General features: G+C 70.4%; 5 protein-coding genes. 4 read left to right on the top strand and 1 reads right to left on the bottom strand.

Features of this window, described 5'->3' with window-relative positions; translation table 11 throughout:
• Positions 1 to 83: 83 nt before the first annotated feature.
• Complete coding sequence (locus tag OHU34_RS09160; protein WP_142266864.1) at positions 84 to 581, top strand: hypothetical protein; 498 nt, start codon at positions 84 to 86, stop codon at positions 579 to 581.
• Positions 582 to 1481: 900 nt separating this feature from the next.
• Entirely contained in the window at positions 1482 to 3035 is a 1554-nt protein-coding gene (locus OHU34_RS09155; protein ID WP_405765771.1) for a polysaccharide lyase family 1 protein, read from the top strand.
• Between the two features lie 340 nt (positions 3036 to 3375).
• Here the strand turns inward: OHU34_RS09155 and OHU34_RS09150 are convergent, their stop codons facing one another.
• Entirely contained in the window at positions 3376 to 4281 is a 906-nt protein-coding gene (locus OHU34_RS09150) for a TetR/AcrR family transcriptional regulator (RefSeq protein ID WP_142266866.1), read from the bottom strand.
• Positions 4282 to 5477: 1196 nt separating this feature from the next.
• On the opposite strand from OHU34_RS09150, the gene OHU34_RS09145 reads away from it, so the two are divergent.
• Positions 5478 to 9638 carry a molybdopterin-dependent oxidoreductase gene (locus OHU34_RS09145; RefSeq protein WP_405772199.1) on the top strand — a complete coding sequence of 1387 codons (4161 nt, stop codon included), beginning with the start codon at positions 5478 to 5480 and terminating at the stop codon, positions 9636 to 9638.
• 203 nt (positions 9639 to 9841) lie between these two features.
• Positions 9842 to 13750, top strand: coding sequence for a glycoside hydrolase family 2 TIM barrel-domain containing protein (locus OHU34_RS09140; RefSeq protein ID WP_405772196.1), 3909 nt, complete (start codon positions 9842 to 9844; stop codon positions 13748 to 13750).
• The last annotated feature ends 106 nt before the right edge of the window (positions 13751 to 13856 follow it).

The raw sequence follows: 13856 nt of genomic DNA, 5'->3' as shown, positions 1-13856 counted from the left end.
TCGGGCACCATCTCCCTGCACCGCCCGTACCGCCTGCACAGCCAATCCACAGGAAGCACGGTCGTCCGCAGGAAGGTTCCCTCATGAAGTTCCGCTCCGCACTGACCGCCCTCGCGCTCGTGGTCGCCCCCGGCGTCGCCGTCGTCGGCACCGCGACCGACGCCTTCGCCGTCACCAAGGTCAGTCACGCCACGGCCACCTCGATGTTCCGCGAGGTGGGTATCACCTGGTCCTCGTCCGGCAATTGCTCCGACCGCAACAACTCCACCTGTACGTCCTTCGAGCAGCTGAACCTGTCCACCGCACAGGGCGCGCAGACGCTGAAGCGGGCCACCGGCTGCGCCCTCAACATCACCGGCGGCACGGAGACCGGGCATGCGAGCGGCACCTACTCGCACTGGAACGGCTACAAGCTCGACTACGGCAAGAACACCTGCGTCACCAACTACATCAAGAACACCTTCACTTACATCGGCCTGCGTGGCGACGGCGCCCCGCAGTACCGCTCGGGCTCCGGCAACGTCTACGCGGACGAGGGCAACCACTGGGACGTCCTGTACTACAACTGCGGCGGTTGCTGAACGCGTTGCCGGAAGTCCGGTGCGCCAACCCGGACGCGCGGTCCCTGCGCCCTCGCGGACGCCCCAGAACCGTGCTTGCCTGAACCGCACGGCCTGAACCGCACCGGCCTGAACCGCACCGGACTTCCCCGATAGAGCGTCGAGCTGCGAGCAGCGATCCGCCCGTGTAAGTGTTCATACTTGTGAACATGGGAGGGCTCGAGTAGGCGGCGGTGATGCGAAGGCTCATGGCTCTGCGTGGTGTGTGGCAACGCCCTGGGCGTCCCGATCGAGTAGCCGCGAGAGTTCGACGGATCGATCGGCGTTCACATACTTGTCACCCCGTTATGGCCGCCCTATCCTCGCGTGGAGAAAGCGCTTTCCCGGCGCCTGTTGACCGTGCCGGGGAAGCGGCCCGCGGTATTGGCCGTGGAGCAGCCCGCGCGCCGCAACCGATCCGGCGCAAGGCTGGCCAGGGCTGACCGCACCGAGGTGCCGACGCGCCAGGACTCCGGGATGCGCTCCGGGGCGCGGACGCATCGCGCTCGTCGCCGTGGCCGCGGCGTCGGGCACCCGCACCAGGGGCCGGCCGGGGCTTCCGTGGTCCCGTTCCCCCGGTTGTCCCGCTCTCGACGGCGTTCCCACCCCGCGTCGCCTCGGCCTGCGTGCGTCCCGACCTGGTCCCGGTCGCGTCGCCCGCATGGCCTTCGCGCCGCCGGCATCACAGCGGCACCGCCCGCACCACATCAGCATCACCGCCTCTTCCGGCCGCGGCGAGAACGGCGTCCACCAGGTCGGCAGGGGCCCGCTTCGATACCCGCATGGCATGAACATGGCATGGGTGCGCGATCTCGACGGCCCCGGATCCGGGCACCGACGTGCGCGGCACCCCCGTACGCGATGACGAAAGACGAGGCAAGGATGAGAAAGCCAGTCGCTCTGCGACTCTCCGCGGCACTCGGCACGCTGGCCCTGGCGGCTGCGACAGGCGTGGTCCTGTCCATGCCCACCGCGTCGGCGGCCAGCGCCGGCGCGACCGGATACGCCACCCAGAACGGTGGCACCACCGGCGGCGCCGGCGGGACGACGGTCAAGGCCACCACGGGCACCCAGATCCACGAGGCCCTGTGCGGCCGGGCCAGTACCAGCACCCCGATCACCATCCAGGTCGAGGGGACCGTCACCGTCGGCAACACCGCGAAGGTGTCGGGCGCCGGCTGCAACACCGCCGCCGGCGTGATCGAACTGAAGGGCATCAGCAACGTCACGCTCGTCGGCGTCGGCAGCGGAGCCGTGTTCGACCAGATCGGCATCCACATCCGCCAGTCCAGCAACATCATCGTCCAGAACGTGACCGTCCAGAACGTGAAGAAGTCGGGCTCGCCCACCTCCAACGGCGGTGACGCCATAGGCATGGAGAGCGACGTGCACAACGTCTGGGTCGACCACGCCACGCTGATCGCCTCGGGCGGTGAGTCGGAGGGCTACGACGGCCTGTTCGACATGAAGGACAGCACCCAGTACGTGACCCTGTCCTACAGCATCCTGCGCAACTCCGGCCGCGGCGGTCTCGTCGGCTCCAGCGACAGCGACCTCGCCAACGGGCCGGTCACCTTCCACCACAACCGGTACGAGAACATCGACTCCCGCACCCCCCTGCTGCGCGGCGCCACCGCCCACATCTACAACAACTACTACGTCAGCCTGAACGAATCGGGCATCAACCCCCGGGCCGGCGGCAAGGCCAAGGTCGACAACAACTACTTCAAGGACTCCAAGGACGTCCTCGGCACCTTCTACACCGACCTGCCGGGGTACTGGCAGGTCAGCGGAAACATCTTCGACAACGTGACCTGGTCGGAGCCGGGCGAGGACAACAACCCCGCAGGGCCGAACCCGACGTCGAACACGACCGTCGGCATCCCCTACGCCTACAGTCTCGACGCCGCCACCTGCGTGCCGTCGATCGTGACCGCGACCGCGGGCGCCAACAACGGCCTGAAGGTGTCGGACGGCAACTGCGCCGCGACGACACCCACCGCGAGCGCCACTTCGAATCCCACGTCGACCGCCACTGCCACGCCGACCGCCACCGCGACGTCGACGCCCGGTGGGACCAACCTGAGCATCGGCGCGGACGCCGACGGTTCCAGCAAGGCGTCCGGCACCAGCTACGGCAACGTCCGCGACGGCGACACGAGCACCTACTGGTCACCGGCCGGCTCGACCGGCTCCATCTCGATCAAGTGGGGCTCGGCCACCACCGTCTCCAAGATCAATATCCGGGAGGCCTCCGGTGCCACCGGCAACATCGGCTCCTGGCGGGTGCTCAACGCCGACACCGGGGCGGTGCTGACCTCGGGCAGCGGAGCGGGCGCCATCTCCTTCACGTCCACCTCGCTAAAGAAGGTCACCTTCGAGATCACGGGCTCGACCGCCACCCCGAGGGTGGCCGAGTTCGAGACCTACGCCTGAGGAACTGTCCGGCCGATCATGTGACCTCCGCCTGATCAGCTCGTCGTCTCGGTCATGGGGAGGGGGAAGGCGAAGGGTGAGGGAGAAGGCGGAGGGTGAGGGGGGAAGGGGAGGGCGAGGGGGGAACGCGGTGATCTGTCGGACGCGGAGCAGGAACGGCTGCGACCGTTCCTGCCCGTGAGCAGCGGCTGGTGCGGCTGGTGCGGCTGGTGCGGGCGGTGCGCGCGGTTGCGCGACCACCGCCAGGTGATCGACGGAAATCCTGGCGGCGTCCGGAGGGATCGTGGCGGGGTCCGGAGGGGGATCCTGGCCGGGTCTGGAGGGATCCTGGAGGAGATCCCTACGCCCTGAGGCCGTCCGGGGGCCGGTATTCGGCCCCCAGTCCCATACGGGTCACGCTTTCCTGCATCAGCAGTTCGAACATCGGCTCCTGGTCGGTGACCAGCGGGGTCAGGTGCTCGAACACCTCCAGCGCCACCTGTCCGTAGAGAGTGCGCCAGCACGACAGCATGACGATCAGTGCGCCGAGCGGCATTTGCACGCCCGTGGCGGCGCGGTAGTCGGCGATCTGCCGACGCATCCGGGGGGTGAGGTCCTCGTCGGCCAGGATGGGGTAGGGGCGGGCCGCCCACAGCCGCATGTGCTCGGCGCCCCAGAGGGCGGCGAGGTGCCGGACCCACTCGGCGGTCACATCGGTGTGGGTCACACCGGCGGCCACGGTGGGCGTGCCGAAGAGCAGACGGAACTCCTGGCGATGTGCCAGGGCCCAGTGGCGGAACACCCGGGCCGGGGCGATCAACCGGGCCGCGAAATCCGTTTCACGCTCCCCTTCGATGGCCTCTCGCAACTGGTCCGTGAGCTCGGCGACGATGTCCCGCGCAGTGCGCCGCACGATGTCCCCGAGATCGGCGAAGTGCCGGTAGAGCGCCGCCGGGGTCACCCCCACCCGACGGGCGATCTCGGCGAGCGTCAACGCCTCCACACCCTGCCGGGTGATGACCTCCCGCGCCGCCGCGCGCACATCCCTCGACATCTGGCGGCGCAGCCGTTCGCGGCGCGTGGGAGCAGGCATCGTACGGTCGTCCTCCCCCGGACGCTCACGCAGCACGACGAACACGTTGACGGTCCGCACGTCACCACTGCCGGTGATGTACTGCGTGCCACCTCGCTGCGCCGCGTTGCTCTGCCCCGGCACCGCGGCCGCCGCCGACGCCGACGGGGTCGCGTGCCCCGCCTCGCCGCTCACCGTGGACCCCGGCTTTCCCGGCCGACGTTGACGTGGACGTTGAGGTCTCCGCTCAGGGTGATGTGCTGCGTCCCGCCGTCGCGGGTGATGTTGTGCTGCAAGCCGCCTTGCCGGGACCGGGACCGGGACCGGGACCGGGACCCGGACCCGGACCGGGATCCGAGCCGGTGACCGGGCTCCCGCTCCGCCGTACCGGCTCCTGCGACGTCCGCGGCCGCACGACCGAGTCGGCCCGACCCGACGCGCGCCCTCTCGACCGGTTCCCTCTCGACTCGCGCCGTCTCGACTCGCTCCGACTTGTCCCGGGTCGCCTGAGCCTGCTCCGCCTTGACCTGCTCCGCCTTGGCCTGCGTCGGCTTGCCCCGCGCCGCCGCGCCCCGTCCCCGGGCCGATTCCCCTTGACCGTGGCGGCCCGCGAACCGCAGTCGTGCAGACCGCCAGGCGTCTGTCGCCACGGCCCCCGCCATCGCCGTTCCGCCGGCTGTCGCCAGCCCCCACAACGCTTCCGTGAGCACTGTTTCTCCTGTCGCGCCCGCGGCACCGCGTGTACCGCTGCCCGAGAAACGTTCAGGGGCATGACCAAGTAACGGGCCGCAACTTTGTATGTGGCCGTTGCTCGGTGCGCGAGGAACGCGCGTACCGGCTCGGCGTACGCCGGCTCGCCGGGGGCGCACGCAGGTACCGGGCTTCCGGCGCAGATGGCTGGTGGTGGCTCATGGTGGTGCCTGGTGGTCACGACGACTGCTGCGCGAGCGCGGGCGGGACCTGATGGCGCACGGGGAGGGTCGGGCTGGGGTTGTGCTCGTGTCCGGCGTTTTTGGTGCGGGGTCGGTCACCCCGGTCGCCGGTCCCGGCGGCCGAGTCGTATGCCCAGCAGTCGCAGGCGTGGCCTGGCGCAGCGGACCCCGACGGCTCGCGCAAGGGGAACGTAACCGCTTGTGAAATCCTGCGGGCGGCAGCGGCTCGCTCACATCAACCCGCCCCCCGGTGTGCGCCGGGCTTAACTCCTGGTGGCCGGTCCGGGAGACACCTGCGTAATGCACGGTTCGTACCGTCACAGAGGCTTGCAAGAGGCTCTCACCAGGCTGATCGTCAGAAGGAAGGGGGCGCCCGTGGCCGCGTTGGACCCGCGGACCGACAACGCGACCACGACGAAGGTGCGCACGGTCTGCTCGTACTGCGGTGTGGGCTGCGGCATGCTCCTCGACATCGGCCGCGGACCGGACGGGCGCCGTACGGTCCTGAAGGCGTCCGGCGACAAGCAGCACCCGGCGAACTTCGGCCGGCTGTGCACCAAGGGCGCGACCACCGCCGACATGCTCGCGGCGCCGGGCCGGCTGGCCGGCGCGCTCGTCCGCCCGGACCGCGGCGCGGAACCCGAGCCCGCCCCCGTGGACGAGGCGATCGCCGAGACGGCACGACGGCTGCGGGCGATCGTCGACGAGCACGGCCCCGACGCGGTCGCCCTCTACGTGTCCGGTCAGATGAGCCTCGAAGCGCAGTACCTGGCGAACAAGCTGGCCAAGGGCTACTTGCGTACCAACCAGATCGAGTCGAACTCCCGACTCTGCATGGCAAGCGCCGGAACCGGTTACAAGCTTTCTCTCGGCGCAGACGGCCCGCCCGGCTCCTACGAGGACCTCGACAAGGCGGATGTCTTCCTCGTCATCGGTTCCAACATGGCCGACTGCCACCCGATCCTGTTCCTGCGGATGATGGACCGGGTGAAGGCGGGCGCCAAGCTGATCGTCGTCGACCCGCGCCGCACCGCCACGGCCGCGAAGGCCGACCTGTTCCTCCAGGTCGCGCCGGGCACCGACCTCGCCCTCCTCAACGGTCTGCTCCACCTCCTGCACGAGAACGGCCACACCGACCCCGACTTCGTCGCCGCGTACACCGAGGGCTGGGAGGCCATGCCGGAGTTCCTCGCCGACTACGCTCCCGCGACGGTCGCCGAGATCACCGGCATACCGGAGGACGACCTCCGCACGGCGGCCCGGCTGATCGGCGAGGCGGGGGAGTGGACCAGCTGCTGGACGATGGGCCTCAACCAGTCCACGCACGGCACCTGGAACACCAACGCGCTCATCAACCTCCACCTCGCCACCGGCAGGATCTGCCGCCCGGGCAGCGGCCCCTTCTCCCTCACCGGACAGCCCAACGCCATGGGCGGCCGGGAAATGGGTTACATGGGCCCGGGGCTGCCCGGCCAGCGCTCCGTCCTAGTCGAGGGCGACCGTGCCTTCGTCGAGGAGCTGTGGGGGCTCGAGCCGGGCACGATCAGGGCCGACGGCGTCGGCAAGGGCACCGTCGAGATGTTCCGGAAGATGGCCGAGGGAGACATCAAGGCCTGCTGGATCATCTGCACCAACCCGGTCGCCTCCGTCGCGAACCGCAGGACGGTCATCGAGGGGCTGGAGGCCGCCGAGTTCGTCGTGGCGCAGGACGTCTTCGCGGAAACCGAGACAAACGCTTACGCCGATGTTGTCCTGCCGGGCGCGATGTGGACCGAGACCGAGGGCGTCCTGATCAACAGCGAGCGCAACCTCACCCTTGCCCGGCCCGCCGCCGACCCACCCGGCGAGGCCATGGCGGACTGGCGGCTCATCGCGGCCGTCGCCCGCGCCATGGGTTACGAAAGCGGCTTCACCTACGACACCGCCGAGCAGATCTTCGAGGAGATCAAGCGCGCCCACAACCCGCAGACCGGCTACGACCTGCGCGGAGTGACCTACGACCGGTTGCGTGCCACCCCCGTGCAGTGGCCGGCGGCCACCGCCGACGGCCCCGACCGCAACCCGATCCGCTATGTGAACGACGACGGCTCGCTCACCTTTCCCACGGCTTCCGGCCGCGCGGTCTTCCACCCGCGTCCGCATGTCCCGCCCGCCGAGATGCCGGACGACGACTACCCGTTCTTCCTGAACACCGGCCGCCTCCAGCACCAGTGGCACACCCTGACGAAGACCGGGAGGGTGGCCAAGCTCAACAAGCTGGATCCCGGCCCGTTCGTGGAGGTGCACCCCGAGGACGCCGCCGCGCTCGGCATGTCCGACGGCGACTCCGTCGAGGTCGCCTCGCGGCGCGGCCGGGCCGTGCTGCCCGCCGTCGTCACCGACCGCGTCCTGCCCGGCTCCTGTTTCGCGCCGTTCCACTGGAACGACCTGTTCGGCGAGTACCTCAGCGTCAACGCGGTCACCAGCGACGCCGTCGACCCGCTGTCCTTCCAGCCCGAGCTGAAGGTGTGCGCGGTCTCCCTGACGAAGGTGTCGACACCGGTTACCGTGCAGCCGCCGGCCGCGGAGGCGCCGACGCCGGAGAACCCGCTCGGGACCGCGCCGGGCACCCGGACCCCGGTGCCGGATGGACCCGGAGCCGTGCTCGCACCGACCGCTGTCCTGCCCGCCGCGGCCGAGGTCTTCGGTCTGCGCCCCGCCCCGCCGCCGGTCCTGACCGAGCGCGAACGGCAGTACCTGGTCGGTTTCCTCGCCGGGATCCCGGCCGGCGCCCCCGGGGTGCCGGTGCTGCCGACGGACGCGCCGTTCAGCCCCGAGCACGCGCTGTGGGTCAACGGCACCCTCGCCGGCATGTACTCCCGCACCGCCACCGTCACCGCCGCATCGCCGCAGACCCCGGCGCGCCGGGTCGTCATCCTGTGGGCCTCGCAGACCGGCAACGCCGAGGACTTCGCCACCGCCACCGCCGCGCGGCTCTCCGCGGGCGGTCACCCGGCGTCCCTCGTCGCCATGGACGAGGCCGACCCCGCCGCGCTGCCCTCCGACGCCGATCTGCTGCTGATCACCAGCACCTTCGGCGACGGTGACGCCCCCGACAACGGCGCCGGCTTCTGGGACGGCCTGGACGCGCTGGACACCGGCCGTCTGGAAGGCCACCGCTACGCCGTCCTCGCCTTCGGGGACTCCTCGTACGACGACTTCTGCGGGCACGGCCGCCGGCTGGACCGGCGGCTGGACGAACTCGGCGCGGTCCGGCTGGCCCCCCGCACCGACTGCGAGCCGGACTACGAGACGGAGGCGGAGGCCTGGCTCGACCAGGTGGCCACCGCCCTGAAGGAGGTCACGGACCCGGTGCCCGCGGCCCCGGTCGGCGGCCGGGCCCCGGCCACCGGGGCCGCTCCTGCCACCCGGATTCCTGTCACCGCTCAGGCGCCGGTGACCTTTGCGGAAACCGTTTCCGTCGCCGTGCCGGAGGCGCCCGCCGGGCCCCGCCCCAAACGGCCCGCTCCCGTCATCGCGCGCCTGACCGGCAACCGGTTGCTGAGCCTGCCGGGCTCCGGCAAGGAGGTACGCCGCTTCACCTTCGACACCCGCGACAGCGAGACCCCGCTCGTGTACGAGGCGGGCGACGCCCTGGGCGTACGTCCCCTCAACTCCCCGGACGTGGTGGCGGAGTGGCTGAGCGTCACCGGCCTCGACGCGCACGCGCGCGTGCAGGTGAACGGCGTCGGTGAGGTCGCTCTCGGGGAGGCCTTCCTGCGCCACCTCGACATCACCCGGATCACCCCCGCCCTGCTGCGTTTCACCGCCGACCGCACCCGCGACCCGCGTGAACTGCGCAAGCTGCTGCGCCCCGACAACAAGGGCGAGCTGGCGAAGTGGTCCTGGGGCCGCCAGGCCGTCGACGTGGCCGCCGAGTTCGGTGTCCGCGCCGACGCGCAGGAGTGGGCAGAGCTGCTGGGGCGGTTGCAGCCGCGGTTGTACTCCATCTCGTCCAGCCCGCTGACCGACCCCCACCTCGTCTCGCTCACCGTTTCCGTCGTGCGGTACGAGAACCTGGCAGGCCGCCCCCGGCAGGGCGTCTGCTCGCCCTTCCTGGCCGACGCCGAGCCCGGCACCGAGGTGACCGTCCATGTGCAGCGCTCCCCGCACTTCCGGCCGCCGGCCGACCCGGCCACCCCGATGGTGATGGTCGGCCCCGGCACCGGCGTGGCGCCTTTCGTCGGCTTCCTCCAGGAGCGCCGGGCACGGGGGCACCGGGCCCCCAACTGGCTGTTCTTCGGCGAGCAGCACCGGGCGACGGACTTCTACTACGAGGAGGAGCTGGCCGCCCTCCTGGACGACGGCACCCTGGCCCGTCTGGACACCGCCTTCTCCCGCGACCAGCGCGCCAAGGTCTACGTCCAGGACCGGATCCGCGAGCACGGATCGCACCTGTGGTCCTGGCTCCAGGACGGCGCCCACTTCTACGTCTGCGGCGACGCCTCCCGGATGGCCAAGGACGTCGACCTGGCCCTGCGTGACGTCGCGGTCCTGCACGGCGGCCTGAGCGAGCCGGAGGCGGCGGCCTATGTGAAGCAGTTGGCCTCCGACAAGCGGTACGTGCGGGACGTGTACTGACGGGAGTCACCAAAAATGCCCGTGGGAGGCGCGGGCACCAAGTGGCGTTGCGCCGAAGAGAGTTGATATCCGGCCATCGCGGCGCGTCTATGTTCGTTTTTTCAACAGGAGTGGACAAGATCTGACGCACCCTCCGTCCGTGCGAAGCCGCACGGGTCGCCCCGAGGAAGGTCGTGGTCATGTCGCACCCGCATGTGTCGTCCATGGACCGGCCGGACCGCCCCCAGTGGGTGGAACCGGACCACCCCCGGCGGACGGTCGTCAGCCGTCGTCGTCTGCTCGAAGGGTCGGCCGCCGTCCTCGGCGCGCTCGCCCTGTCCGCGCCGTCCACCGCCCACCGGGCCGTCGCGGCGGACGGCACCCCGGAGTGGAACGGCGCCATCGACGTCTTCCGGCTCGGCACCGAACCCCCGCACACCACCCTCATGCCGTACGCGGATCTCGCCCAGGCCCTCGCCGCCGACCGCACCCGCTCGCCGTACCGGCTGAGCCTCGACGGCACCTGGAAGTTCGCCCACGCCGACCGTCCCGACGACCGGGACCCCGAATTCCATCGCACCGATGTCGACGACAGCGGCTGGGACACCATCCCGGTTCCGGCCGCCTGGCAGTTGCACGGTTACGACCGTCCGATCTACATCAACATCACCTACCCGTGGTGGGGCGCCAACGGGCTGGGGGAGGAGGCGCAGCCGCCGGCCGCCCCCACCCGCTACAACCCCGTGGGCCAGTACCGGCGTACCTTCACGGTCCCGCGCGGCTGGGCGGGACGGCGGACGTTCCTTCACTTCGAAGGGGTCAAGTCCGCCCACTACGTGTGGATCAACGGCGAGTTGGTCGGTTACCACGAGGATTCCTACGACCCCGCCGAGTACGACATCACTCCGCACCTCAAGCCGGGCACCAACCAGATCGCGGTGGAGGTCTACCGCTACTCGGACGGCGACTGGCTGGAGGACCAGGACATGATCCGGCTGAGCGGCATCTTCCGCTCGGTCTACCTGTACTCCACACCGGCCGTGCACCTGCGTGACTTCAGGCTGGACACCCCGCTGAGCGACGACCACGAGGCGGCCGAGCTGTCGGTCACCGCGAGCGTGCGGGACTACGGCGGACAGGGTGCCGGCCGCTACTCCGTCGAGACCCAGCTGTACGACGCGGGCGGGCATCCGGTGTGGTCCCGGCCCCTGCAACAGGCCGTCGCGCTCGGCGCAGGGGAGGAGACGGCCGTACAGGCCGCGAAGGCCGTGCCCGCGCCGCGCCTGTGGTCGGCCGAACATCCGTACCTCTACACGGCCGTGCTCCGGCTGCGCGACCCGTCCGGAAAGGTGATCGAAACCCTTTCCCACCGCGTGGGCCTGCGCGAGTTCGCGCTGAAGGACGGCCTGATGCGCATCAACGGCAAGCCGGTCTCCTTCCGGGGCACCAACCGGCACGAGATGCACCCGACCCGCGGCTCGGCCCTCACCCGCGCCGACCTGGTCGAGGACATCGGGATCATCAAGCGGCTGAACATCAACACCGTCCGCACCTCGCACTACCCGAACAACCCGCTCTGGCTGGAGCTGGCCGACGAGTACGGCCTGTACCTCGTGGACGAGACCAACCTCGAGACCCACGGCATCCGGGGCGAGTATCCCGGCAACCACGCCGAGTGGACGACGGCGTGCGTGGCCCGCGCCCAGAACATGGTCCACCGCGACAAGAACCACGCGTCGGTCGTCATCTGGTCCCTCGGCAACGAGGCCGGCGGCGGCACCACGTTCAACGCCATGCACGACTGGATCCGCTCCTACGACGCCACCCGCGTCATCCAGTACGAGGGCGACGACCGCCCGGGGATCAGCGACATCCGCTCCGAGATGTACGACACTCCCGCCCGCGTAGAGGCGCGGGCCAAGGACACGAGCGACACCCGGCCGTACGTGATGATCGAGTACTCCCACGCGATGGGGAACTCCAGCGGGAACTTCAAGAAGTACTGGGACCTGATCCGCCGTCACGAGGTGCTCCAGGGCGGCTGGATCTGGGACTTCGTCGACCAGGCCCTCGACTGGCCCACCCCCGTCCGCAAGCTGTTCACCGAGGCCGGGCCCGCCGCGCTCAGGGGCGAGCTCATCGCCTCCAGCGGCACCTTCACCCGCGACGAGGGCATCTTGGGCGGAACCGTTTTCGCCCGCGACGCATCGTTGGACCTCACGGGCTCCCTCACGCTGGAAGCCTGGATCACCCCGCACGTAACCGGTTACCACCAGCCGATCCTCGCCAAGGGCGACACCCAGTACGCCCTGAAGCAGACGAACAGGACCCTCGAGTTCTTCATCTACGGCAGCGGCCAGTGGATCACCGCGAGCTGGGCACTGCCGAGCGACTGGACCGGCTCCGAGCACCAGGTCGCCGGTGTCTTCGACGCGGCGGCCGGCACGCTGACCCTGTATGTCGACGGTGTGGTCCGGGCCACCCGCACCACCACCGTGCGCCCCGAAGACAACACCGCACCGCTGTCCCTGGCCACCGACGTCGACAACCCGACCCGGGAGTTCAGCGGCACCGTCCGGCGGGCCCGCGTGTACGCCCGCGCGCTGAGCGCGGCCGAACTGTCGTCCGCCGGCCGTGGTCCCGGCGACGACGGCGTACGGTTCTGGTTCGACGCCGCCACCGTCGGCCTCACCGAGAAACGCCCCCGCGAGAAGTCGTTCCGTGCCTACGGGGGCGACTGGGGCGACAACCCCAACGACGGTGCGTTCTCCGGCGACGGCATCGTCACCGCCGACCGCGGGGCCACCGGCAAGTCCGCCGAGGTCAAGCGGATCTACCAGGCCGTGGGTGCCGCCCCGGCCTCCGGCGGCCTGCTCACGCCCGGAGCGGCGGTCACCCTCACCAACGAGTACCTGTTCACCAACCTCCGAGAATTCGACGGACGTTGGGAACTCGTGCGGGACGGGGAAGTGGTCCGGCGCGGAAAGCTGAGCCGTGCCCAGCTCGATGTGGCAGCGCTGTCGAGCAAGGACATCACGGTGCCCTTCGAACTGCCCGGCCGACCGGCGCCGGGCGCCGAGTACTTCCTCCACTTGTCGTTCACCACCAGGGAGACGACGAAGTGGGCGAAGTCCGGCTTCGAGGTGGCGAGGCAGCAACTCGCCGTCGACGCCGGGAGCCCCGCCGTCACGCCCGTGCCTCTGGCCGGCGTCCCGGCGCTCAGCCACCGGGACAGCGCCGGATCGGTCACCGTCAAGGGCAGGAACTTCTCGGTCACCGTCGACAAGACGACCGGCGTCATCACCTCCTACGAGGCCGACGGCACCCGGCTGATCTCCTCGGGACCGGCCCCCAACTTCTGGCGTGCCCCCACCGACAACGACCGCGGAAACGGGCAGCACACCCGCAACCAGACCTGGCGCGATGCCGGCGCGCGTCGCAAGGTCACCGGCGTGAGCGTGCGGGCGCTGCGCGACCGGGCCGTGGAGATCAAGGTGGCCGGCACGCTGCCCACCACGACGGAATCGACGTACACCACCACCTACACCGTTTTCGGAAACGGTGAGATCAAGGTCGACAACACCTTGCACCCGGGCGCCGCCTCCCTGCCGTACATCCCGGAGGTCGGCACGCTGCTGTTCCTGCCCGCCCGCCTGGAGAAGCTGCACTACTACGGCCGCGGTCCCGAGGAGAACCACTGGGACCGCAACGACGCCACCGACGTGGGCCGGTACTCCGGCACCGTCACCGGGCAGTGGACCTCCTATCTGCGACCCCAGGAGAACGGCAACAAGACCGACGTGCGCTGGGTGGCCCTCACCGGCGGCGACGGCACCGGCCTGCTGGTCTCCGGAGAGCCGCTGCTGGAGTTCAACGCCTCGCACTTCACGCCCGAGGACCTGTCCGTCGGAGCCCGTCACGACTACCAGCTCACCCCTCGCAAGGAGGTCGTACTGCGCCTGAACCACCGGCAGATGGGCGTCGGCGGTGACAACAGCTGGGGCGCGCACACCCACGACGAGTACAAGCTGTTCGCCGACCGCGACTACGCGTACACCTACCGGCTCCGGCCGTTGACCGACGTGGACAAGGCGACGTCCGCGTCCCGGCGGCCCACGGCAACCTCCGAGTAACCGCTTCCACCGCTCTCCCGCTCCACCGCTCCACGGGTTCCACCCCTGCCGGCGGTACGGACCCGGGCACGGCAACGCATGCCGGACCCCCGTGCCCGTACCGCCG

The organism is Streptomyces sp. NBC_00080, from assembly GCF_045041255.1.
GTDB lineage: Bacteria > Actinomycetota > Actinomycetes > Streptomycetales > Streptomycetaceae > Streptomyces > Streptomyces coriariae.
This window is presented reverse-complemented; position numbering and strand designations above follow the sequence as displayed.

Excerpts from the sequence above, each read along its gene's own strand:
- OHU34_RS09140 (WP_405772196.1), top strand. The coding sequence starts at position 9,842 with ATGGACCGGCCGGACCGCCCCCAGTGGGTGGAACCGGACCACCCCCGG.
- OHU34_RS09160 (WP_142266864.1), top strand. The coding sequence starts at position 84 with ATGAAGTTCCGCTCCGCACTGACCGCCCTCGCGCTCGTGGTCGCCCCC.
- OHU34_RS09145 (WP_405772199.1), top strand. The coding sequence starts at position 5,478 with ATGCTCCTCGACATCGGCCGCGGACCGGACGGGCGCCGTACGGTCCTG.
- OHU34_RS09155 (WP_405765771.1), top strand. The coding sequence starts at position 1,482 with ATGAGAAAGCCAGTCGCTCTGCGACTCTCCGCGGCACTCGGCACGCTG.